At 71.2% G+C, this 22,491-nt stretch carries 25 protein-coding genes and 1 pseudogene; 14 read left to right on the forward strand and 12 right to left on the reverse strand.

Going from position 1 to position 22,491, the window contains the following annotated elements; all coding sequences use genetic code 11:
- The 9 genes and pseudogenes from ACZ52C_RS09205 to ACZ52C_RS09245 form a co-directional block, all read left to right on the forward strand.
- Positions 1-273: pseudogene (locus tag ACZ52C_RS09205) on the forward strand (hypothetical protein); the annotation flags it as partial.
- On the forward strand, positions 266-463 hold the full coding sequence (locus ACZ52C_RS09210) for a hypothetical protein (protein ID WP_469074087.1): 198 nt from the start codon (positions 266-268) through the stop codon (positions 461-463). The pseudogene ACZ52C_RS09205 and the gene ACZ52C_RS09210, both read left to right, overlap by 8 nt.
- A gap of 3 nt (positions 464-466) precedes the next feature.
- Positions 467-970 carry a gas vesicle protein gene (locus tag ACZ52C_RS09215; RefSeq protein WP_469074088.1) on the forward strand — a complete coding sequence of 168 codons (504 nt, stop codon included), beginning with the start codon at positions 467-469 and terminating at the stop codon, positions 968-970.
- A gap of 18 nt (positions 971-988) precedes the next feature.
- On the forward strand, positions 989-1,312 hold the full coding sequence (locus tag ACZ52C_RS09220; protein ID WP_469074089.1) for a gas vesicle protein: 324 nt from the start codon (positions 989-991) through the stop codon (positions 1,310-1,312).
- Positions 1,287-1,706 carry a gas vesicle protein K gene (locus tag ACZ52C_RS09225; protein WP_469074090.1) on the forward strand — a complete coding sequence of 140 codons (420 nt, stop codon included), beginning with the start codon at positions 1,287-1,289 and terminating at the stop codon, positions 1,704-1,706. The genes ACZ52C_RS09220 and ACZ52C_RS09225 overlap by 26 nt, the downstream gene beginning before the upstream one ends.
- A gap of 101 nt (positions 1,707-1,807) precedes the next feature.
- Positions 1,808-2,284 carry a nucleoside deaminase gene (locus tag ACZ52C_RS09230; protein ID WP_469074091.1) on the forward strand — a complete coding sequence of 159 codons (477 nt, stop codon included), beginning with the start codon at positions 1,808-1,810 and terminating at the stop codon, positions 2,282-2,284.
- A complete protein-coding gene (locus ACZ52C_RS09235; RefSeq protein WP_469074092.1) occupies positions 2,250-3,245 on the forward strand; it encodes an isopenicillin N synthase family dioxygenase in 996 nt (331 codons plus the stop codon). The genes ACZ52C_RS09230 and ACZ52C_RS09235 overlap by 35 nt, the downstream gene beginning before the upstream one ends.
- 211 nt (positions 3,246-3,456) lie before the next feature.
- Entirely contained in the window at positions 3,457-4,251 is a 795-nt protein-coding gene (locus tag ACZ52C_RS09240; protein ID WP_469074093.1) for a hypothetical protein, read from the forward strand.
- Entirely contained in the window at positions 4,244-4,630 is a 387-nt protein-coding gene (locus ACZ52C_RS09245; protein ID WP_469074094.1) for a GntR family transcriptional regulator, read from the forward strand. Before ACZ52C_RS09240 ends, ACZ52C_RS09245 begins: the two co-directional genes overlap by 8 nt.
- A gap of 32 nt (positions 4,631-4,662) precedes the next feature.
- Here the strand turns inward: ACZ52C_RS09245 and ACZ52C_RS09250 are convergent, their stop codons facing one another.
- Together ACZ52C_RS09250 and ACZ52C_RS09255 are read right to left on the reverse strand one after the other, a co-directional pair.
- Positions 4,663-5,208, reverse strand: a complete 546-nt coding sequence (locus ACZ52C_RS09250) for a DUF4232 domain-containing protein (protein WP_469074095.1) — start codon at positions 5,206-5,208, stop codon at positions 4,663-4,665.
- A 103-nt stretch (positions 5,209-5,311) separates the two neighbouring features.
- Positions 5,312-5,707 carry a DUF7848 domain-containing protein gene (locus ACZ52C_RS09255; protein WP_469074096.1) on the reverse strand — a complete coding sequence of 132 codons (396 nt, stop codon included), beginning with the start codon at positions 5,705-5,707 and terminating at the stop codon, positions 5,312-5,314.
- 349 nt (positions 5,708-6,056) lie between these two features.
- On the opposite strand from ACZ52C_RS09255, the gene ACZ52C_RS09260 reads away from it, so the two are divergent.
- The 3 genes from ACZ52C_RS09260 to ACZ52C_RS09270 all read left to right on the forward strand — a co-directional run bounded on the left by ACZ52C_RS09260 (position 6,057) and on the right by ACZ52C_RS09270 (position 9,049).
- Complete coding sequence (locus ACZ52C_RS09260; RefSeq protein WP_469074097.1) at positions 6,057-7,019, forward strand: helix-turn-helix domain-containing protein; 963 nt, start codon at positions 6,057-6,059, stop codon at positions 7,017-7,019.
- Entirely contained in the window at positions 6,967-7,089 is a 123-nt protein-coding gene (locus tag ACZ52C_RS09265; RefSeq protein WP_319117372.1) for a DUF397 domain-containing protein, read from the forward strand. The genes ACZ52C_RS09260 and ACZ52C_RS09265 overlap by 53 nt, the downstream gene beginning before the upstream one ends.
- A 73-nt stretch (positions 7,090-7,162) precedes the next feature.
- Positions 7,163-9,049 (forward strand): hypothetical protein, encoded by a 1,887-nt coding sequence (locus ACZ52C_RS09270; protein WP_469074098.1) that lies wholly within the window; start codon positions 7,163-7,165, stop codon positions 9,047-9,049.
- Between the two features lie 91 nt (positions 9,050-9,140).
- On the opposite strand, the gene ACZ52C_RS09275 is transcribed toward ACZ52C_RS09270, so the two are convergent.
- The 9 genes from ACZ52C_RS09275 to hemL form a co-directional block, all read right to left on the reverse strand.
- On the reverse strand, positions 9,141-10,238 hold the full coding sequence (locus tag ACZ52C_RS09275; protein WP_469074099.1) for a CU044_5270 family protein: 1,098 nt from the start codon (positions 10,236-10,238) through the stop codon (positions 9,141-9,143).
- Positions 10,235-10,966, reverse strand: a complete 732-nt coding sequence (locus tag ACZ52C_RS09280; RefSeq protein ID WP_469074100.1) for an RNA polymerase sigma factor — start codon at positions 10,964-10,966, stop codon at positions 10,235-10,237. Before ACZ52C_RS09280 ends, ACZ52C_RS09275 begins: the two co-directional genes overlap by 4 nt.
- A gap of 85 nt (positions 10,967-11,051) precedes the next feature.
- On the reverse strand, positions 11,052-12,149 hold the full coding sequence (gene ccsB, locus ACZ52C_RS09285) for a c-type cytochrome biogenesis protein CcsB (RefSeq protein ID WP_469074101.1): 1,098 nt from the start codon (positions 12,147-12,149) through the stop codon (positions 11,052-11,054).
- Positions 12,146-13,957, reverse strand: a complete 1,812-nt coding sequence (gene resB, locus ACZ52C_RS09290) for a cytochrome c biogenesis protein ResB (protein ID WP_469074102.1) — start codon at positions 13,955-13,957, stop codon at positions 12,146-12,148. The genes ccsB and resB overlap by 4 nt, the downstream gene beginning before the upstream one ends.
- Positions 13,958-13,961: 4 nt before the next feature.
- The gene (locus tag ACZ52C_RS09295) at positions 13,962-14,732 is read right to left on the reverse strand and encodes a cytochrome c biogenesis CcdA family protein (protein WP_177261808.1); all 771 of its coding nucleotides are present in this window, start codon (positions 14,730-14,732) and stop codon (positions 13,962-13,964) included.
- Between the two features lie 31 nt (positions 14,733-14,763).
- A complete protein-coding gene (locus ACZ52C_RS09300; protein ID WP_469074103.1) occupies positions 14,764-15,363 on the reverse strand; it encodes a TlpA family protein disulfide reductase in 600 nt (199 codons plus the stop codon).
- Positions 15,364-15,428: 65 nt separating this feature from the next.
- The gene (locus ACZ52C_RS09305) at positions 15,429-16,697 is read right to left on the reverse strand and encodes a polysaccharide deacetylase family protein (protein WP_469074104.1); all 1,269 of its coding nucleotides are present in this window, start codon (positions 16,695-16,697) and stop codon (positions 15,429-15,431) included.
- Positions 16,698-17,553: 856 nt separating this feature from the next.
- Positions 17,554-18,228 (reverse strand): histidine phosphatase family protein, encoded by a 675-nt coding sequence (locus ACZ52C_RS09310; protein ID WP_045559311.1) that lies wholly within the window; start codon positions 18,226-18,228, stop codon positions 17,554-17,556.
- Positions 18,225-19,544, reverse strand: a complete 1,320-nt coding sequence (hemL, locus tag ACZ52C_RS09315; RefSeq protein ID WP_469074105.1) for a glutamate-1-semialdehyde 2,1-aminomutase — start codon at positions 19,542-19,544, stop codon at positions 18,225-18,227. Before hemL ends, ACZ52C_RS09310 begins: the two co-directional genes overlap by 4 nt.
- 1,099 nt (positions 19,545-20,643) lie before the next feature.
- Here hemL and ACZ52C_RS09320 point away from each other — a divergent pair.
- Positions 20,644-21,081 carry a hypothetical protein gene (locus ACZ52C_RS09320; protein WP_003974483.1) on the forward strand — a complete coding sequence of 146 codons (438 nt, stop codon included), beginning with the start codon at positions 20,644-20,646 and terminating at the stop codon, positions 21,079-21,081.
- Positions 21,082-21,173: 92 nt separating this feature from the next.
- On the opposite strand, the gene ACZ52C_RS09325 is transcribed toward ACZ52C_RS09320, so the two are convergent.
- Positions 21,174-21,998, reverse strand: coding sequence for a helix-turn-helix domain-containing protein (locus tag ACZ52C_RS09325; RefSeq protein WP_469074106.1), 825 nt, complete (start codon positions 21,996-21,998; stop codon positions 21,174-21,176).
- Between the two features lie 214 nt (positions 21,999-22,212).
- On the opposite strand from ACZ52C_RS09325, the gene ACZ52C_RS09330 reads away from it, so the two are divergent.
- A complete protein-coding gene (locus ACZ52C_RS09330) occupies positions 22,213-22,431 on the forward strand; it encodes a hypothetical protein (protein ID WP_469074107.1) in 219 nt (72 codons plus the stop codon).
- Positions 22,432-22,491 lie beyond the last annotated feature (60 nt).

Genomic DNA, 22,491 nt, shown 5'->3' on the forward strand with positions numbered 1-22,491 from the left:
GCCGAGGACGAAGCCGAGGGCGGGGCCGAGGGCGGGAGCAAGCGCGCGAGCAAGCGTGCGAGCAGGAGCGGGGCCAAGGCCAAGGCCGGGACGGGGACCGGGAAGTCCGGCGGATCGAGAGCGGCGGGCGCGGCGGGCCGCAAGAGCGCGCCGCAGTCGAGGACCACCGCGCGCCCGAAGAAGAAGACCGCCGGCACCACGAGCCGTGCCAGGAGCGGCAGCAGCAGCGGCAGCGGCAGCGGCACACGGTCGAGGAGGCAGGACGATGGCTGAGCGGCGCGGTGCGACGAAGGGCGGCTCGGCCGCTGGCACCGGCACCCTCGACCGGACCGAGGAGGAGTCCGACCGGAACACCGGCACGACCCGGCTGAAGGAAGAGCTGGAGGACTACACGGACTCGGACGAGGACGACGAAGAGCCCGTGGAGGACGAGGACGAAGAACCCCGACGAGAGGCCAGGTGACCCGTGTCCCAGTCCGACGCCCGCTCCCCCGCCCCCTCGCCGTCACGCGGTGCCTATCCGTACGGCGGCGGTCAGGGCTCCAGCGCGAACCTCGCCGACATCCTCGAACGGGTGCTCGACAAGGGCATCGTCATCGTCGGCGACATCAAGATCAACCTCCTCGACATCGAGCTGCTCACGATCAAACTGCGCCTGCTGGTGGCCTCGGTCGACAAGGCCAAGGAGATCGGCATCGACTGGTGGGAGCACGACCCCGCCCTCTCCTCCCGCGCGTCCCGTCCCGACGGCGGCCGCCGCTCCCTCGCCGAGGAGAACGAGCGGCTGCGCACCGAGGTGAAGGAGCTGCGCCGACGCGTCGAGGAGCCCCCGCCGGAGCTGTCCGCGGGCGCGTCGACCGAGCGCCCACCCCGGGAGGCCCGCCGCAAGGAGCCCCGCCCGGCGGAACCCCGGCGCAAACGGCGCAAGCCGGTGAACGCCGACGACGAGGACGACGAGGACCGTGGCTGAGAAGGGTCCCGGCCGACGATGAGCGCGTACGGCGACCCCGACGTGTACGACACGTACGACGGCCACGACGCGTACGACGACGGCGACCGCCCGATCAGCGGACGCCAGGTCGCGCTGATCGATCTGCTCGACCGGCTGCTGAGCGGCGGTGTCGTCCTCACCGGGGACCTCGTCCTGAGCATCGCGGACATCGATCTCGTACGGGTGTCGCTCCGCGCGGTGATCGTCGCCGTCAGCGAACAGATGGACGAACAGTGGGCGCTCCCCCTGTCCGAGCGGACGCCCCTCGAAGAAGGGGCGGAAGGAGGCGACGACCATGGCGATGGCGACCCCCCGGCCTGACGGCGGCCCCCACGTCGACCGTCTCCGTGAGGTGTCCGCGGCCGCGAACCGCGCGTTCTCCCTGCTGCCCGCCCGGCCGGAGGAGGTCGCCCCGCCGCCGCCGACCCGGGGCGAGGCCGTGGCGCGGCGGTTGCGCACGGACCCCGACACGGTCGAGCGGGACCTCGTCCGTCTCGTCCTCACCATCGTCGAGCTGCTCCGCCAGCTGATGGAGCGCCAGGCCCTGCACCGCGTCGACCGGGGCGGACTGACCGAGGAGCAGGAGGAGCGCCTCGGCATGACCCTGATGGTCCTGCACGAGCGCATGACGGAACTCTGCGACCGCTACGACCTCACCCTGGACGACCTCAACCTCGACCTCGGCCCCCTGGGCACCCTCCTCCCGCCGCCCTGATCGCCCACCCTGATCGCCCACCCTGATCCCGCCGCCCCGGTTCCGCGCCCTGATCCCGCGCCGCGCACGTGAGCGCCCCGCGTCGCGGGCAGAGTGTGGTCATGGACCAGGACCAGGCACACGCATGGCTCGTCACGGCCGTCGAGGAGGCGCGGGCGGGGCTCGCGGAGGGCGGCATCCCCATCGGGGCCGCGCTCTACGGACCGGACGGCGGCCTGCTCGGGCGCGGGCACAACCGCCGTGTCCAGGACGGCGATCCGTCCACGCACGCCGAGACGGCCGCGTTCCGCGCGGCGGGACGGCAGCGGACGTACCGCGGTACGACGATGGTGACGACGCTCTCGCCGTGCTGGTACTGCTCCGGGCTGGTCCGGCAGTTCGGGATCTCGCGGCTGGTGGTCGGGGAGGCCACCACCTTCCACGGCGGCCACGACTGGCTCGCCGAGCACGGTGTGGAGGTCCTGGTGCTGGACGACCCGGAGTGCGTGGCCCTGATGCGCGACTTCGTCGAGCACCACCCGGCTCTATGGAACGAGGACATCGGTGACGCCAGTGACATCAGTGACGCCGGGCGGTAGTAGGCCCCGGATCCCCACCATCGATCTGCGCCCCTGGCTCGACGGCGGTCCCGAGGAGCGCGCGCGGATCGCCCGGACCGTCGACGAGGCGCTCCAGAGCGCCGGTTTCCTGCTGGTCACCGGCCACGGGGTCGATCCGGCCCTCCGCACCCGCGTCCGGAAGGCCGCGCGGTCCTTCTTCGTGCTGCCCGTCGAGGCCAAGCAGGCGTACGAGGTGAAGGTCGGCGGGCGCGGCTGGCTGGGCCCGGGGGCCGAGGCGAACGGGTACGCCGAGGGGACAAAGACCCCGCCGGACCTCAAGGAGTCGCTGACGTTCGCGACGCACGAGCCGTTCGACGACCCGGTCGTGAACGCGGAGTGGTACGCGCCGAACGTGTGGCCGGCGGAGGTACCGGAGCTGCGGGCGCTCTGCGAGGAGTACCTGGCGCGGATGGGCGAGCTGGAGAACCTGCTGCTCTCGCTCCTCGGGGAGGCCCTCGGCCTCGAACCGGACTTCTTCTCCCGGCACATGAGCCACCCCACCTACGGCTTCAACATCAACTGGTACCCGGGGACGGATGTGATCGGCGACCCCGTGCCGGGGCAGTTCCGGATCGGCCCGCACACCGACTTCGGCACGGTGACCATCCTCGACCGGCAGGCCGGCAAGGGCGGGCTCCAGGTGTACACGGACGAGGGCGGCTGGGAGGACGCCCCGTACGACCCGGCCGCCTTCACCATCAACATCGGTGACCTGATGGCCCGTTGGACCGGCGACCGCTGGCGCTCCGGGCGCCACCGCGTGCTGCCGCCGCCGGCCGACGAACCCGCCGAGGAGCTGATGTCGCTGGTCTACTTCGGCGAATGCACGCCGGGCACGGTCGTGGAGTCGGTGCCCGCGCCGGTCGGGCGGGTGGCGTACCCGCCGGTGGACTCGCACGTGTATCTGCGCGCGCAACTGGACTCGATCACGGTCGACTGACCCCGCCCTCAGCGGTCCCCGCGCCGCTCTCCCCCGCCCTCAGCGGTCCCCGCGCCGCCCTCCCTCGCCCGCCCTCCATGTTCACGGGAACCTCCGCGCCCCGGAGCCCGTCTTCCCCCGCGTCACCTTGTACCGAGCGTTTGACACAAGATCCCGGTCGCGGCATCTTGTACCCACCGCTTGATACAAGATGATCCGGGGGGATCTTTCCATGCTCGACACCGCCCCGCTCCAGCATCGGCTCCTCGACCACGCCGACCACTACGCCCGCTGGTCCGGTCTGGCCATAGGCCTCGTGGTCGCGCAGGCGCTGTCCACGCTCGGGCACATCGAGTTCGAGCAGCGCGTCGTGTTCTGCCTCACGGCCTTCGGCCTGTGCGCGGTGGCCGGTGTCCTCCTCGCCGACGCCCTGACCCTGCGCCCGCAGGACGCGGTGCGCACGGCGAGTCTCGCCCCGCGCCTGGTCAGGGACCATGTGCCCCCGCGTATGGGCCCCCTGATCGCCCTCCAGGGGGTCTCCCTCGTCGTCCTGCTGGTGATCACGGCCGCCACGGCGTCCGTCGACGGCGACCGGATGTTCATCACCGGGAAGGTCGTCGACATCACCTGCAACGGCATGCGCGCGACCCTCGGCCCGTGGCCCGGCCTGTACTACAGCCTGCCGATGTTCGGCGCGCTCGCCATAGCCACGCCCACCTGTGTCTGGGCGCTGCGCCGCATCGCGCACGGGCCGGGCGAGGAACAGCAGCGCCGCGACCGCGCGTGGGCGGTCACCGGGGCCTGGGGCCTGCTGGTGTCGAGCCAGCAGCTGTACGCCGTCCTGATGATCTCCGTCGCGCTGACGGAGACGGGCTGCGCCGGCACACTGGGCGCGATCACCTTCTGGGTGTTCTACCCGCTGGCCCTGCTGAACCTGTTCACCGTCGTCTGGTCCCTGGTCACCGTCGTCGCGCCCCGCGCCGTCGAGGACGAGCCCGCCGAGGACGGGGCACCCGACGATGAGTGACCCCGCCGTCCGCGTCGACACCACCAGCCAGGTCCCGCCGTACGAGCAGATCCGCGCGCAGCTCGCCGCGCTGATCGTCACCGGCCGGCTGGTCGAGGGCGAACGACTGCCGACCGTGCGCCAGCTGGCCACGGACCTCGGCCTGTCGCCGGGCACCGTGGCCCGCGCCTACCGCGAGCTGGAGGCCACCGAGCTGATCCGCACCCGCCGGGGCGCGGGCACCCGGGTGGCGGCGCCACGTTCGGGCCCGGCCCGGCCGCACGCGTCTCAACTCGCCACCCTGGCCCGTGACTTCACCGCATCCGCCCGCGCCCTGGGCGCCGACACGGAGGCCATCCTGACCGCCGTCCGCCACGCCCTGGGCCCCGAGAGGCCCTGAGCGACCTTGAGCGGCGGCGGCCGTCCGGTCGCCTACTTGCCGATCGGGTTGACGTAGGTGGCCGGGCGGGTGGCGCCGTCCTGCTTGAGGATCTGGCCGCCGAACGGCCACTTCAGGGTGAAGGACTTCTTCTCGTTCGGCGGGGTCACCACGAACTTCGCCGGGACGAACTTCTCCTTCTTCGGCGTGGACTTGGCCACCGGGAGCAGGGTGATGCTGAAGTCGACCGTGTCGCCCTTGCCCAGGGTCATCTTCACGGGCTTCTTGGACGAGCGCACCAGCGACCACGTGCCGTCGGTCTTCTGCGCGCCGACCATGTCGACCCCGGCGAAGCCGGACAGGGTGCAGGTGCGCTTGCTCTTGTTCGTGAACCAGACGTGCGCCTGGGTCTGCTTCTTGGTCTGCTTCATCTCCGGCTTCGCGTCACCACCCATGGCGAAGCCGGCCTTCAGGTCGGCGGTGTGACAGCGGGTCGGCTTGGCCTTCGCGGTGGTCGCGGCCGAGGCCGGAACGGCGGTCGCGGCGGCACCGGCGACGACGACGGCCGCCAGGGCCACGGCGGTCAGCTTGCTCTTCATGGTGTGTCTGGTTCCCCTCGGATACGGATCGGCGCGCGAGGTCCGTGCGCGCCCGCGCACCGGAAGAGGGGCGATCCGCGACGGAGGTTCGGCCCACCGGAGATCATTTTTCCAGCGGCTCCAGCACCGAGTAGTCCCCGAAGCTGCGCCGGTAGCGCAGGTGCCGCGTCTCCTGCGTGTGTCTGCGCTGCCACTCCTCCACGGCCGCCGGTTCACTGTGCACGCCCGACTCCGCGCCGCACTCCGTCTCGTCGCCCGACACGCACCGCGCCTCGTACTCCGGCTCCGCCGTCACGTCCTGCGCGATGACGTACGGCACGTAACGGAAGACGCGGCGGGCGCGGGCGCCCCCGCCGTGCTCCCGTCGCTGATGGTGACGGAGCAGCACGTTCGCGTCCGTCTCCGCGCTCCGGTCGTACCGCGCCCGCGCCTCGTCCCGCCGTACGGCCAGCTCGGCGCACGCCGTGCATCCCGTCACCGGAACGGGGGGCGGACCCAAGGGCTCAGGTTGACGCAACGTCACACCCTCCTCTTCGTGCGGCGGTTCGCCGCCTGGACCTGTGCCCCGAGCCGCTCCGCCGGAGTCGCCGGCCGCAACGTCGCCGGATCCGCCTCCCACTCCCGACCGCCGCCCACCGGACGCAGCATCGCGTACGGCCCGACCCGGTCCCGGTACTCCCCCACGCGCCGCGTCCGCGGATCGTAGACAAGCTGCCCCTCTGGTTCCACGCGCACTCCACAGCCCTGTTCGTCACTCTGGGTGTATCCAGCGTCGCCGACGGGCACGGTCGAATCAACGCGGGACGTGTGGCACTGGGCCATTGCCACACTCGGCACGAGGGGGCGTCATGACGAGGCGGAACGCGGACGGGGCTGTCGGGGGCGGCAGTTCGGTGCTGTTCGGCGAGGTGCTGCGGCACTACCGCGAGGTGGCACTGCTGACGCAGGAGGCCCTGGCGAGAGAGATCCCGTGCGACCGCTCCCAGGTGGCGAAGATCGAGGCGGGCACGAGGGTCCCGAGCGACCAGTTCGCGAAGCGGTGCGACGAGGTGTTGGGGACGGGTGGGGTGTTGGCCCGGATGTGGGCCAAGGTGGATTGGTATCCGCAGGTGGAGCATCCGGATTGGTTCAAGCGTCGGGCCGAGATGGACACCCAGGTAGTAGACCTGCGGGCCTACCACGAGCGAGTCATCCCGGGCCTGTTGCAGACCGTGGACTACATGGAGGCGCTCTTCAGCCGCCGCCGCAGGAGCGCCGAGGAGGTGGATGAGCGGGTACGAGCGCGGCTGAGCCGCCAGCAGCGCTTCCTGGAGCCCGACGGTCCCTTCTACGCCGTGGTGCTCGACGAGAGCTGTCTGCGCAACCTCGTCGGCAGCCCATCGGTCATGCGGGGCCAGTGCACGCATCTGCTCAGCGTCGCCGAGCAGGCCAACATCCACATCCAGGTCGCCCCGGCCGCCCTCCCGGGGCTCATCCGCCCCAGCGGCTCGATGTCGCTGATCACGCTGCCCGACGGGCACAAGTGGGTCTACTCGGAGACCTTGGATCGCGGCTACTTCAGCGACGATCCAGCCGTCTTCGTACGACATAGCCAGACCTATGATGTGCTCAGGGCCGACGCTCCGTCAGCTCGCGAGTCCGTCGCGCTGATCAGCGATGTGATGGAGGGGTACGGGGATCATGGACAAGCATCAGCTGGGCACGGCGACCTGGATCAAGAGCAGCCACAGCGACGACAACGGCGGCGACTGCGTCGAAGTGGCCCCCCGTATCCCCGGCCTCGTCCCCGTCCGCGACAGCAAGAACCCTGACGGGCCCGTACTGGTCATCAACCGTCCCGCCTGGCTCTCCTTCATCGACGCCGTTCGGTCGGAGTCGTAAGCGAACGGGCAGGGTTCGTCGTACTCCGAAACAACTGCCCCTCTCTCCACAGCTGTTGATAACCACAGCAGCTATGACAACGGCAACGACACCGACCCCCGCCCGCTTCGACATATCCAGGGCGTACGAGCACTCGCCCGAACCCCCGTTCGTGGTGCTGGCGGGGGCTCGCGGGCTCGGCAGGAGCACCCTGCTGCGGGAGCTGTGCGCGGCCTACCGGGGCCGCGGCCCCGTCGCGTTGATCGACGGGGAGGAGAGCCGGTTCGACCGGCCTCCCCCGGGCCGGCCCCCCACGTCCTGGTCGCCCGCGTACGAGGCGGTGACCGTGGTCGCCGAGCAACTGGCGGAGCCACCCGGCGGGGCCGGGCGGATCACGTTCCCCCGGCTGGCGTGCGGGCTGCTCGCCGTCGCGGCCGGTGGCTGGGGGGATCGCGGGCTGTCGCGGATCTGCGCGGAGGCGGAGCGGATCCTGCTGCTGAGCGACACGGGCGGCTGGCTGGCAGGGCGGTGGGTGGGCAGGGCCGTGGCCCGGCTGGTGTCGTCGCTGTCGGACCAGGGGCCGGTGGTCGAGGCGACCGTCGAGGCCGCGTTGGAGGCGTTCAGCGAGGGGATGTCGTCCTCGCACCGGCGGCTGCGCAGAGGCGCCGTCTGGTACCGCGACCACCCCTGCGCGGCCGGGAACCCCAAGCTCGGCCTGGTCCTCCTGTGCCGCCACTTCCAGGCGGGCGGCGACGCCCGGACCCACGCGGAACACCATCTCGTACGGGCGCTGCTGGCGGACCTCGACGACGCGTACGCGGGGATGGCGGGGGTCGTACCGCGCCCGCAGCGGGCCGGACGGCCGGTGGTGCTGCTGGACAACGTGCAGGAGGTGGCCGGCCGGCGGCTGATGGAGTCCGTGCTGCGGGGCCGGGCGGACGGCCGGCGCGACCAGGTGGCGTTCTTCGCGGGGCTGCGCGGCGAGGGCCATCCGGCCCTGCGGAACGCGGCCCGGCGCACCCTCGTGGAGGCGACCCGGGGGACCGACTGGGCGCCGGGCGGTACGCCGTCCTCGCACGCGCTGCTGGTGTCGCTGCCGCCCCTCTCCCCCGACGACACCCGGGACGCCCTGGAAGCGGCCTGCCCCGGGCTGACGATCCCGCCCCGACTCCCGTACGCCGTGCACCGGTTGACCGGCGGCAATCCCCTCGGCACGGCACTGCTCGCCGCGTCGGCCGGCCGGAACCTGCCCCGGGGGCTCACCACTCCGGCCGACCTGCTGCTGGCGGAGGACACCGGACGCCGTACCTACGAGGTGGTGCTGGACCGCCTCCTCCCGGACGAGGACCGCCTCGACGAGCTGGCCGTCCTGTCCCTCGCCCACGACCACGCCTCGGCGCTCGTCCTCGCCGAGTCCCAACTCCCGGTCAGCTTCGGCGAGTCGGGCGTACGGGCCCTGTCGAGCCGCCTGGCGGCGGAGGGCCACGCGCCGTCCCCCGACCACTTCGTGGGCGACCCCTTCCTGCGCGCCCTGCTCCTGCTGCGCCTGCGCCACGGCGAGGACGGGCGCGCGAACCGCGATCGCCGAGGCAGCCGCGCCCCGGCGTGGCGGGACGCCCACCGCGCGCTGGCCTCCCACTACGGCAGCGCCCGCCCCCTGCACCGCGCCCACCACGAACTCGCCCTCGACAACCCGGACTTCGCGGTGGACCACCTCCACGACACGTACGACTCCGTCGAACCCCGGGACTGGCTCGCCGCCCTCACCTTCATCACCTCCGCCCCGCACCACACCCCCGACGCCACCCGCATCCCCACCGCCCTCGACACGACCGGCACGGCCCCCGACCTCCGGCTGCGTGTGCGCCGAGTCCTGCACGCGGCGCGGCGGACGACGGACCCCTTCTCCCCACCGGCCCCCGAGACCACCGAACACCTCCGCCGGGCCCTGGCCTCACTCCTCCCCGCATCCGTCCTGTAGCCGACGGAGGGCCGGGGGCCAGGGGATTCACCCCCGGCCCCCGGCCCTCGCTCGTCGTTCTCGACCGCCGCGCCGCCGGCTCCGTCGCCTCCTAGGGGCGTTCGCTGACGCGGTCGACCACCGCGCGTTCCAGGATCGCCACCGACGAGACGAGGTCACCCGCTGCGAGGGTGTCGCAGGAGTCGGCCGGAGGGTCGAGCTTGACGGTGTCCGCGGCGAGGAAGGCCGACGTCCGTGTGTCGAAGAGGAGTTCGTGCCGGGTGGGCCCGTGGCCCCGGTCTTCGGGCCAGTCACCGTCAAGGCCGACGGAGATTCCCGTACGGCCCGCCGCGTCGACGGACCCCTCGTACACGGTCAGTCCCGGGATCCGCGCGACGGCCTGGTACAGCGCGGCCTCCACCTTCGGCGGCAGCAACTGCTCGGCGAGCAACGTGGACGCCTTGTCGAACGCTTTCCGGTCGGCCGACTTCGCGCCGGACGCGCGCTCGTCGCCCTTCAGCCCGTACAGATAGCGGTACATCCCGTCGGCGTCGGTCGGCAGTTCGTCCTCGACCTCCCGGAAGAAGTTGACGCCGTTCTTGACGGGCAGCTGCTTGGCGATGGAGATCTCCGTGACCTCGCCGCCGTCGGGACGCTCCCGGGACAGCCCGTTGTGCTGCCCGTCCACCGACCACCAGATCTCGCGCAGGCCGTAGGGGTATCCCTCCAGGGTCATGGGGCAGGGCATGTCGTTCTTCTCGGGGTCCATCTTCCAGTGGTAGTCGTCCCGTTCGGTGTAGACGAACTGGTCGTCCCTCACCTTGGGCAGGCTCCGCCTCCCGGCCGCCTCCGCGACCCGCTCCAGCAGTTCGACCGCGCGCTGGTCGCTGCGCTTCGCCTCGCCCGGCCGCCGGTCGCCGGAGCCGTCCGCATGGGTCGTCAGCGGCACGGCCGCCTGCTGTGTCACCGCGGCGCCCACCACGACCGCGACGGTCAGGGCGGCGGCCACGGCGGGCCCCACGAAGGCCGGCCGCCGCCAGAGCGCGGTACGCGGCCGAACGACCGGGGTCTCGCCACCGTTCTCGATCTCACGCATCAACTGCTCCCTCAGGACGCGGTGACGGCCCGGAGGAAGCTCCCGCTCGACGGCGGCCGGGACACCGGCACCAGCAGGCTCGTCCTCGTCCCGGGGGGACGGGTTGTCGTTCACGGGTTCCCCTCCTGAATGGGCCCGGCCACGGAGGCGCGGCCGTCTCTTGTCTGTCCGCGGCGGGAATCGGGTTCCCGGACACCCGGCTCCCCGGCGCCCTGCTTCCCGGCTGCCTGCTTCCCGGCTGCCTGCTTCCCGGCTGTCTGCTTCCCGGCGCCCTTCTCTCCGGCCGCGAGCTGCGCGGCGAGCTTGGCCCGGGCCCGGGAGAGGCGGGAGCGCACGGTGCCGACCGGGATGCCGAGCGCCTCCGCGGCGGCCGCGTAGTCCAGGCCGCCCCACGCGCACAGCGCGAGCACCTCCCGCTCGGGCCGCCGCAGCCGTTCCAGCGCCGTACGCACGGCCCGCAGATACGCCTGGTCGTCGAGGTTCCCGGCGACCTCGTCGGCGAAGTCCCGCACCGACTCGGGCCTCGGCAGCCGTGCGACGGCGGCGGCATGGCGCCGGCCGGCCCGGCGGGTGTTGCGGGCCACGTTGGTGGCGATGCCGAGCAGCCACGGACGCGGCGAACCCCCCTCCGCGTCCAGCCGCCCCCGTAGCCGCCACGCCTCCAGGAAGGTCAGCGACACGATGTCCTCGGCCGTCGACCAGTCCCCCGTCAGCCGGAAGGCATGGTTGTAGACCGACCGCGCGTACGCGTCGAAGACCTCCCCGAACGCCCCCGCGTCCCCGTCCCTGATCCGCGCGCGCCACGCACGCCGGTCCCCCGTGTCCCCGTCATTGGTCTCCACGTCCTCCCCCTGTCCGTACGCCGAAGGCCGGTTCCCGTGACTCACGTCACAAGGGAACCGGCCTTCGGTGTGTTCCTCGGCGGACTCAGCCGACGTCGGCGTAGGAGTGCTTGCCGCTGACGAAGATGTTGACGCCGTAGTAGTTGAACAGCCAGCAGGCGAAGGCGGCGAGCGCGATGTACGCGGCCTTGCGGCCCTTCCAGCCGGCCGTGGCACGGGCGTGCAGGTAGGCGGCGTAGCACACCCAGGTGATGAACGACCAGGTCTCCTTGGGGTCCCAGCCCCAGTAGCGGCCCCAGGCGTCGCCCGCCCAGATGGCGCCCGCGATGATCGTGAACGTCCACAGCGGGAAGACGGCGGCGTTCACGCGGTACGAGAACTTGTCGAGCGAGGCCGAGGCCGGCAGCCGCTCCATCACCGAGGTCGCGAACCGGCCCGGCCGGCCGCCGCTCGCGAGCTTGCTCTCGTAGGAGTCCTTGAACAGGTACAGGATCGTGCCGACCGCGCCGACGTAGAACACGGCGCCGCAGAAGATCGCCGTCGAGACGTGGATGTAGAGCCAGTACGAGTGCAGGGCGGGAACCAACTGGTCGCTGGCGGTGTACAAGACAGTGACGGCGAGACCGAGATCGAGGAGGACGGTCGTGATGAGCGGCAGCCCGAGCCAGCGGATGTTCTTCTTCAGCGCCAGCAGCGCGAGGTACACGCCGACGGCCACGGTGGAGAAGGTGATGTTGAACTCGTACATGTTGCCCCACGGCGCCCGCTGCACCGAGAGCGCCCGCGTGAGCACCCCGCCGAACTCCACGAGGAAGGCGAGCACCGTGAGGGACACGGCGATACGGCCGTAGAGGTCGCCCTGCTCGTCCCCGCCGTGGGCGCCGGGCCCGTCCGGCACGTCACGGGAGCCGGAGGCAGCCCGTACGACCACCTTCGGCCGCTCCAGCACGTCGGTGCCGCCGGCCGTCTTCACGGTCACCGCGGGCGCGGCCTCCTTCTTCGCCGCGGCGGCACCGCCCCCGGCGGTCAGCGCGGCGGCCGTCCGGCCCACCTTGCTGCGGCTCCCGAAGAGCCATTCGGCGATGTAGGCGAAGAAGGCCAGGGTGTACACGGCCATCGCGGAGTAGATCAGCGTGTTGCTGAGGTTCGCGAGGTTTTCGTTGGTGGCGGCGGCGAGGATCATCGCTCAGCCCCTTCGGAAGGCACGGCTGGGGGTTGGGGGGAATCTGCGCCCGCATCATCTGCGGGCAGTCGTGTCGCTGGGGCGAGCACCGTGAGGGACACCTCGGCGGCAGTGGACGGCTCACCATCGGAACCACGCTCAGCGACAGTAGGAGCCTCGTCATGCACCACCGCAGCCAAGTCACCCAGTTCCTCGGGTACCTTCGCCGACTCGCTGCGCCCGAGGCCCGCCATCTCCACGACGGTCACCCCGTCCGGCCCGGTCACCGCCCGCACCCACACCCGGCGGCGCTGGACGAAGAGGGACGCGGCGAGCCCCAGGATCGCGGTGACGGCTCCGCCGAGCGCCCACCCGCTGCCGGGCTGCTGGGTGACCTGGAAGCCGGCCCACTCCTTGACCCCGTCGAAGGTGACCGTGCCGTTGCCCCCGGGCAGCGTCATCGTCTCCCCCGGCTTCAGGTTCTCCCGTACCTGCGCGCCCTTGGAGTTTTCGTACGCCTTCAGCTTCCGCTTCTCCAGGCGGTACACGCTCTGCGGCACACCCGAGTCGACCCCGAGATCGCCGTGGTAGGGCTCCAGGTTGAGCACGGGGTTGAGCAGCGCGGGGAACTGCGAGAGCACGGCCGTGTCCTTGCCGCCGTACGTCGGCAGGAAGAACGCCTGGAAACCGAGCTGCTCCCGCTGTCCCTCGGCGTTGGTGTAGCCGTCCATGACCTTGATCGCGCCGGAGGAGGTGACGTTGGAGTCCAGCGGCAGCAGTGGCGCGGCGTCGCTGAAGACGACCCTGCCCTTGCCGTCCCGCACGGTGATCACGGGCGCGTAGCCGTGGCTGACCAGGTAGACCTTGGAGTCACCGATCTCCAGCGGCTTGTTGACCTCGATCTTGGTCGACCGCTCCTTGCCGTCGGCGCCGACCGCGTAGTCGATGGAGGCCTCGTAGATCCGGGGCGTGCCCTTGTTCGGGCCGCTCGCCTCGTAGGTGCCCCGGAAGTTCTTGAGGTCGAAGCTGAAGGGGTTGAGGTCCTCGGCGGTGAAGAGGCTGCCGGACTTGAAGTCGTCGTACTGCGTGAGGGTGTTGGCGAAGCCGTCGCCCTCGACGATCAGCTTGTTGCCCTCGGAGCGGTAGAGCTGGCCCCAGGCGAAGGCGACGAGCAGCACGATCAGGGCGATGTGGAAGGCGAGGTTGCCGGCCTCCCGCAGATAGCCCTTCTCGGCGGCGACCGCGTCGCCGACGACGTGCGCGCGGAACCGGCGCTTCTTCAGCGCCTTCAGCGCCGCCTCGCGCACCTGCTCCGGCTCGGCCTCCGTGCGCCAGGTCGCGTAGGCGGGCAGCCGGGTCAGCCGCCTGGGGGCGCCCGGCGGGCGGCCGCGCAGCTGGCCCACGAACTGCCAGGTGCGGGGCACGATGCAGCCGATGAGCGAGATGAACAGCAGGATGTAGATCGCCGAGAACCACACCGAGCTGTAGACGTGGAACAGCCCGAGCTTCTCGTAGATCGGCCCCAGGGTGTCGTGCCGCTCCATGAAGTCGGCGACCCGGGTCTCGTCCTGCCCGGACTGCGGGATCAGCGAGCCGGGGATCGCCGCGAGCGACAGCATGAACAGCAGGATCAGCGCGACCCGCATCGAGGTCAGCTGCCGCCAGAACCAGCGCGCCCACCCGATCGCCCCGAGCGCCGGCAGGTGGGGCGCGTCCTCCCGCGGGGCGGTGGAGAGCTGCGCTCCGGCGGCACCGAGGTCGTTGTCGTCGGCGGCCGCGCCGCCGCGCGGGGCGCTCTTCTCGCGGTTGCCGGAGTCGGTCGTCGTCATTGGCTCAGATCCCAGGGGTGAAGCCGGAGGACCAGACCTGCATCTCCTGAACGATGCGGTCCCAGGCGCCGGTCAGCATGAGCAGTCCGATCGTGATCATCATGCCGCCGCCGATGCGCAGCACCCACGCGTAGTGCCGCTTGACCCAGGCGAAGGCGCCGAGCGCCTTGCGGAAGGCCACCGCGGCGAGCACGAAGGGCAGGCCCAGCCCCAGACAGTACGCCACCATCAGCAGGGCGCCGCGACCGGCGCTGGCCTGTTCGAGGGCGAGGGCGTTGACCGAGGCGAGGGTGGGTCCGATGCAGGGCACCCAGCCGATGCCGAAGAGCGCGCCGAGTATCGGGGCGCCCACCAGACCGGTGGTGGGCTTGGTGTGGAAGCGGAACTCGCGCTGGGTGAACCAGGGCATCAGCCCCATGAAGAACAGGCCCATGGCGATCATCAGGACGCCGAGCACCTTGGTGAGGACGTCCTGGTGCTCCAGCAGGGTCCGACCGAAGTAGCCGAAGAGCGCGCCGCTGGAGACGAACACGAAGGTGAACCCGAGCACGAACAGCCCGGCCCCGGCCACCATCCGGCCCCGGCGGGCGTCCACCAGGTCGGTGCCGCCGACTCCGGTGACGTACGACAGATAGCCGGGCACCAGCGGCAGGACACAGGGCGAGAAGAAGGAGACGAGCCCGCCGAGGACGGCGATCGGCAGCGCCAGCAGCAGCGCCCCGTTGAAGACGGTCTCGTTCAGCTCGGCGGCGGTCGTGGTCAGCGCGGCAGCCATGACCGGATCGGACGTTCCCGACACCATCACGTCACTTCTCCGCGAGGATCGGCTGGAGCATCTTGCGCAGCTTCTCCTCGCTCAGCGCCTGCTGCGTGCGGGCCGCGAGCTTCCCCTCCCGGTCGATGACCAGCGTGGAGGGGATCAGCTGCGGGTTGAGCGAGCCCTTCTCGAAGCGCAGCAGCAGCTTGCCGGTGGGGTCGTACAGGCTCGGGTACTCGACCTTGTACTGCTTCTCGAAGGCGACCGCGGGCCGGGTGCTGGTGTCGCGGGTGTTGATGCCGACGAACTGCACGCCCTGGTCGGCGAGGTCCTCGGAGACCTTCGCCAGGTTGGGTGCCTCGGCGCGGCACGGCGCGCACCAGGAACCCCACACATTCAGGACGATGATCTTGCCTTTGTAGGCGGAGAGGTCGAGCTGCTCGCCGTCGATGGTCTTACCGGAGAGGTCGGGCGCGGTGTCCCGGTCCCCCTTCTGCACCGTGGCGATCCCGTCGGAGCCGGTGATGAACCCGGTCTGGCCGCCACCGCCCTGGATGCCGCCGCCCGCACAGGCGGACAGCGTCAGCGCCAGGGCGGCGGCCCCGGCGGAGAGCAAAGCGGCACGACTGCGGCTCGTACGGACACTCATGTGAAAAGTTTCGCATGCCCGTTTCGGGGGCTTACGGCGGGGTCGACAGCCCCCTTGTCCGCAGGTCAGGCGGCTGAACCGGCCCCCAGGAACTCCTTCCACCCGCCCGTCGGCTGCTGCCCCACACCGAGGGTCTGGAGCTTGGCGAGGACGTCCGGTGTCTGCGCGTCCATCCAGTCCACGAACTGCCGGAAGGACACGATCCGTATCTCCCCGTCCCTGGCCTTCTCCTTGGCCCGCGCGATGTGCTTGAGGGCCTCCTCGACGGCGTCCATGTAGACCCCGCCGTTCCACTCCTCGAAGTGGTTCCCTATGAACAGCGGCGCCCGGTTCGTCTCGTACGCCCGCTGGAACCCGGCGACGTACGCGCCGGTCGCCTGGGTGCGGTAGGCCGGGTAGTTGGCGGGCGGGGCCTGGGTGGAGTTCTGGGACTGGTTGTACATGATGTTGTAGTCCATGGAGAGCACCTCGAAGCTCCGCCCGGGGAACGGCACGGACTGCAGGGGCAGGTCCCACAGGCCCTGCTTCTTCTTCGGCCAGACCTGGAGGCCGCCGGGCGAGGAGGAGTCGTAGCGCCAGCCCAGCTCGCGGGCGGTGGGCAGCAGGTTCTCCTGCCCCAGCAGACATGGCGTCCGCCCGCCGACGAGTTCCTTGTCGTAGTCGAACGGCAGGGGCTCGACGTCCGTCCACCCGCTGTTGGTCTTCCACTCCTTCACGAACGCCTTCGCCTGGTCGATCTCGTCGCGCCACTGCTTGGGCGTCCAGTTGCCGACCGAGCCGCTGCCGCCGCAGAAGTGGCCGTTGAAGTGGGTGCCTATCTCGTGGCCGTCGAGCCACGCCGTGCGCAGGTGTCCCAGCGTCGACTTGATGTGCTCGTCGGTCAGATAACCGATGTCGGACGCGCCGGGCGCGTTGTTCGGCGGCAGGTACACGCGCTTCTTCGACTCGGGGAGGAGATAGATCCCGGAGAGGAAGAACGTCATATGGGCGTCGTGGTCCCGCCCGGCCTTGAGGAACCGCTCGAAGAGGCCGTTCCCGACGTCTCCGGCCCCGTCCCAGGAGAAGACCACGAACTGCGGCGGCGTCTCGCCGGGCGCCAACGCCCGCGGCTTCTCCGGCTGGTTCGGCTGCTTCCCCGTGTACGAGGTCGACCCGTCGCCCAGCGGCTTCGCCGTCTTCCCCGGCTTCTTCTTCCCCGCGCCCTTGCCACCACCACCGGCCCCGTCGGCCTCGCTCGGCGTCCCCCCGAGCCCCGTACCGCACCCCGTCAGCCCCAGCCCGACGGCCGCCCCCGCACCGAGCCCCAGTACTCCCCTTCGCGACAGTTCGCGCATTACGTCCCCCTTGGTCAGCTCACGCACCAGTTCACGTGAAGCACACCGTTTTAGAGGGCCACGGGGAAGCGACGGTTCCTTTTGATCACGGAAGAACTCTGACACCCTTTCAGGGGGACGGCACCTGCGCGAGCCCCTTCAGAAACGCGAGGTCCGGGAGGCTTTCAGGGGCGAGAGCTCTGGCCGTCTTCCATGGACGCGGGAACTAGGCGAGGTGTTGCAGGGCCCCGGGACCTGGGCGCCTGCCCAGAGGCGCGGGGCCTGGGCACCTTCCCAAGGGCGCGGAGCCTCGGCACCTTCCCAAGGGCGCGGAGCCTCGGCACCTTCCCCGGGACGGGGGCGCTGGGCGCCTGCCCAAGGGCGCGGGCTCTGGGCGCTTGCCCAAGGACGCGGAACCTGGGCGCGGGCTCTGGGCGCCTGCCCAAGGGCGCGGGCTCTGGGCGCCTGCCCAAGGACGCGGGGCCTGGGCGCGGGGCCTGGGCGCCTGCCCAGAGACACGGAGCCTGGGCGCCTGCCCAAGGACGCAGGGACTTGGCACCTTCCCAGAGACGCGGAACCTGGGCGCCTGCCCAAGGACGCGGAACCTGGGCGCCTGCCCACAGACGCGGGACCTGGGCGCCTGCCCAAGGACACAGCTCCTCGGCACCTTCCCAGAGACGCGGGGCCTCGGCGCCTCCCAAAGACGCGGGGCCTCGGCGCCTTCTCCGGGACGCGGGCTCTGGGCGCCTTTCAGGGGCGGGGGGACCGCGCGTCTTTCAGGGGCGCGGGGAACTGCGCGAGAAGCCCCACCGGACCCGCAGTTCCCCCACAACCCCAGCCGACCAGTCACCCAGCAACCGGCCCCCAAGCGGAGCGCTCACGCACCGAAGGCCTTGTCCTTGCCCTTGACCGCCTTGGCCCCCGCCAGCAGATGCGGCGGCACAAGATCCCGCGCCGGCTCGCTGTAACCGACGGAAACGATCTTGTCGCCCTGGTACGTGAACGTGGTCAGGGACGCGAGCGTGCACTGCCGCCGACGCGGATCGTGCCAGAGCCGACGCCGCTCGACGTACGACCGCACGATCCAGATCGGCAGCTGGTGCGAGACCAGCACGGCCTCGTGCCCACGCGCCGCGTCCTTCGCCGCGTCGAGCGCCCCCATCATCCGTACGACCTGGTCGACGTACGGCTCACCCCACGACGGCTTGAACGGGTTGACCAGGTGCTTCCAGTTCTCCGGCCGCTTCAGCGCGCCGTCCCCGACTCCGAAGGTCTTGCCCTGGAAGACGTTGTCCGCCTCGATGAGCCGCGCGTCGGTGGCGAGGTCGAGCCCGTGCGCCTTGGCGATCGGCGTCGCCGTCTCCTGCGCCCGCTCCAGCGGCGAGGCGACGACGCGCGTGATGTCGCGGGGCGCCAGGTGCTCGGCGACCCGGTCGGCCATGCGCCGCCCGAGGTCGGAGAGGTGGTACCCGTGCAGGCGCCCGTAGAGGATCCCGTCCGGGTTGGCGACCTCGCCGTGCCGCATCAGATGGACGACCGTGATGTCACTCATGCTGCCGAAGCCTCCGCTGCTGCCCGCGCCGCCGCCGGAAGGGCGTCGGCGATCCGCTGAACCGCCCGCTCGTCGTGCGCGGTCGACACGAACCACGACTCGAACGACGACGGCGGCAAGTAGACACCCTGCGACAGCATCGAGTGGAAGAAGGCGTTGAAGCGGTACGACTCCTGCGCCTTGGCCTCCTCGTAGTTCCGCACGGGCGTCTCCGTGAAGAACACGGAGAACATGTTGGAGGCGTTCTGCAGCGTGTGCGCGACGCCCTCCTTGCTGAGCGCGTCGGTGACGAGCCCCTGGATCTGCGCGGAGACCGCGTCCACCGTGTCGTACGCCGCCTCGTCCAGCAGCCGCAGCTGCGCGAGCCCGGCGGCCGTCGCGACCGGGTTCCCGGAGAGCGTGCCGGCCTGGTAGACGGGCCCGGCGGGCGCGAGGCGCGCCATCACGTCGGCACGGCCGCCGAAGGCCGCGGCGGGGAAGCCGCCGCCCATCACCTTGCCGAAGGTCATCAGGTCCGGGACGACACCGTCGATCCCGAACCACCCGGCGCGGCTGGTGCGGAACCCGGTCATCACCTCGTCGGAGACGTACAGCGCGCCGTTCTCCGCGCAGACGTCCTTGAGCCCCTGGTTGAAGCCCGGCAGCGGCGGGACGACGCCCATGTTGCCCGGGGAGGCCTCGGTGATGACGCAGGCGATCTCACCGGGGTGGGCGGCGAAGGCGGCGCGTACGGCGTCGAGGTCGTTGTAGGGCAGGACGATCGTGTCGCCGGCCTGGGCACCGGTGACGCCCGGGGTGTCGGGGAGCGCGAAGGTGGCGACGCCGCTGCCCGCCGCCGCGAGGAGCGAGTCGACGTGACCGTGGTAGCACCCGGCGAACTTCACGACCTTCGCACGGCCGGTGAACCCGCGGGCCAGCCGGATCGCGGACATGGTGGCCTCGGTCCCGCTGGAGACCAGCCGCACCTGCTCCAGCGGCCCGACCCGGTCCACCATCTCCTCGGCGAGCGCGACCTCGCCCTCGCCGGGCGTGCCGAAGGAGGTGCCGCGCGCGACGGCCTCCTGGACGGCGGCGACGACCTCGGGCCGGGAGTGCCCGAGGATCATCGGACCCCACGAGCACACAAGATCTACGTACTCCCGACCGTCGGCGTCGGTGAGATAAGGACCGGTACCGGACACCATGAACCGGGGCGTACCGCCCACGGCGCGGAAGGCGCGCACCGGAGAGTTCACGCCGCCGGGCGTGACGGCCGCCGCGCGCTCGAAAAGAGTCTGCGAAACTGGGGCTTCGTACGGATAGCTCACACAGGCCATGGTGTCAGAGGCTCCGAAGATCCTGCCGACTGGTGTTTGCGCACACGTTTCGGCGAGCGGTCGCGGGGGAGGTCACTGACACGATGATCGGGTTGCGCGGCGGGGGTCACGCGGCCCAGAAATGCGTTCGGGTGGAGATATGCATCGCGGTGGCGGACTGGGCGAGGGGACCGGTGACCTCGGTCCTCGTCGTGCCCGGCGGGGCAGGCACCGGCGCGAGGCGGAGGAGGCCGCGGAGACCCGGCAGGAGCGGGGCGGTTCGACCGACCGCAGCGCGCCCGGCGAGGTGAGCGGGGCGGCCGGGCCGGGCCCGCAGCCGCCGGGGCCGCAGGGCGCGCCGCCGGCCCGTCCGGCGGGCCCGCCGACGCCGCCCGTGCCGCCGCTCCCCTCCGTACCGCCGCCGCCCATGGGGTCGCCGGGGTCACAGCCCCCGTACGCACCGCCGGGACAGCAGGGCGTGTACGGTCCGCAGGGTGCACACGGCACACACGACTCACACGATCCTCACGACGTACTCGGCCCTCACGACTCGCGTGACGCACGTGACGCACGTGACGTGCGCGATGCACGTGACGCACGCGGTTCGCGGGAGCAGCGGCAGGAGGTGCCGCCGCGCTCGCGTCGCCGACGCGGCGCACAGGGTGACAGCGACCGTTCCCCGACCGGCACCGACCGGCCCGAGGCCGGACGTGACCGGTCCGAAAGCGGTCCCGACCGTTCCGAGACCGGCCTCGGCCGGTCCGAGGGCGGTTCCGACCGGACCCCGCCCGGCGGCTCCGAGCGGACCCCGCCCGGTGGCTCCGACCGGATCCAGAGCGGTGGCTCTGAGCGGATCGGGCGGCGCAGCCGTATGGACGGTATGGACCGTATGGATCGCGCCGATCATGTGGATCGTGTCAATCGTGTGGACGGAATGGATCAGACGGACCGGATGGACCGGCCTGACCTGGTGGATCGCAGGACGCGTGCGGAACGCAGGAGCCGCGCGGACCGCAAGGACCGTACGGACCGCATCGAGAGCGCGGACCGCACGGACCGGGTGGACGGCCTGGACCACGTGGTCAACCGGCTCCGGGCGGGGAGCGGGAATGGTGGTCGGGTGGGGGTGACATACAAATACTTCGGCGCGCCCGACGGCGCGACCGCGGCCCGCGTCCCGATCTCGATGCGCCCCGAGGAACTCGGCGGCGACGAGCTGGGCATGAACGGCATGTTCACCAAGATCAAGCCGGAGACGATGGCCGCGATGGTGCTGACCGGCATCGAAGGCGTCCCCCTCCACAAGGTGCCCCCGCTCGAACTGGTCGTCCTGCACCCCGACTACGCGGTCGTCAAGCTCCCGATGACCGTGGTCGACCCGCTGCGCGGCATCGGCGAGGAGGCGGTCGGCGCGGCGGCGTTCATCTGGTCGACGGTCCCGGACCGCGGCGGCCCCCGCGACGCGTTCAACGTCTACCAACTCCTGCACGAATGGCAGGACTTCAGCCACCGCCTCCACGAGGCGGGTCACCAGCCGTACTGCCTGGTCTGGCCCTGACCCGGGCCGAGACCGAGGCTCCATGAACTGCGGGCGGGGTTCCAGGAACCCCGCCCTCGTCATGTGCCGGCGCGCTCGGTGACGGCGAGGGGTCAGGGGCCCTGCCGCGCCACGTACTCGTCGAGAGACTGCAGCGCGTTCCAGGACTGGTCGAAGATGGACGCGTAGGGCGCCAGGAAGACCGGTCCTTCGACGCTGAGCCCGGTGATTTGCTGGCGGCCGGCGCCGGAGAAAGAGAGAAAGGTGACCGAGTCGTCCAGAAGTCCTGTGTTGTGCCAGGAACAGGAGTTGCTCCAGGACATCACCCGTGCCTCGTAGGCGTACACGTCCCTGACCTCCGCCTGGTGTTCCCGCAGCCAGGCCAGATAGGAGGGCACCGGTACGCCGTCCCGCTCCGGGACACCGATGATGCGCCGAACGCTGGCGGACCCGTCGGCGTGCTCCTTGGCCCACTCCAGCACGGTCTTGTAGTAGGCGTCCGCCTCCGCGTTGAGCCACTGGCCGGGCGGATGGACCCGTACGTAGGTGAGCCGGATCTCGTGACGGGCGGCGCGGATCGCGGCAGCCGCGGCCCGGTAGAGGGAAGAGGCGTCCGGATAGCTGACCATGTCGGCCCGCAGGGTCCTCGGCGGAGCCTCGGGCACCTGGTGCTTCAGCTCGTCCAGTTCGGTGCGGACGAGCCGCCAGAGTTCCTTCCAGCGCGCCCAGTCGCCATCCAGGGCCATGACCAGGCGCCGGGTGACCGTCTCGCTGGGCAGACGACGGCCGTTGAGCGCCTCGGAGACTGTCGCCTGACTGCACTGGGCCCGTGCGGCGATCGTCTTGAGCTGCGGGTCACCGGCCGCGATGCGCAGCCGTCGTAACTCGGCGGCGAACCGCCGCACCGGCGGCAGCGCACCGCCCGGGTAGCCATCCACGATTCCCCCCATGTGACGGACACGAACCGGATGGCCGAGATGATCGCACCCCGCCCACTAGTGGCGCCGAACTTCACCGAATTCCACTGAAGAAGGCCGAAATTCTGGTCTTCTTCCCGGTACATCGGGGCTGGTCGGATTTCCTGGACCCGTCGGCGGACCTGCCGGTCGAATGGAGTTCAGCTCAGCCGGAGTCCAGGAAAAGGGAGAGAACGTGCCGATCGATCTCGCGGCGTCACTTCGCCGCCACCATGTGACCTTTCTCGCCGTCCTCGTGATCGGCATCGTCCTCATCATCACCGTCTGCGGCGGAGCGTCGCGGGCCGCCGCGTTCTACGTGGACTGCACGCTCGGCGTGGCGGGTCTGCTCAGCGCCTACGCGCTCGCACCCGGTCGGCACCGGCCCCCCGTGTGCCGACGCCGCTGTCCATGACGGAACCCGCTGGGACGGCACTGGCGTCTTTGCGAGTCGGACAGAGATCACACGACGACC

The sequence above is a fragment of the Streptomyces sp. NPDC034049 genome, from assembly GCF_055575575.1.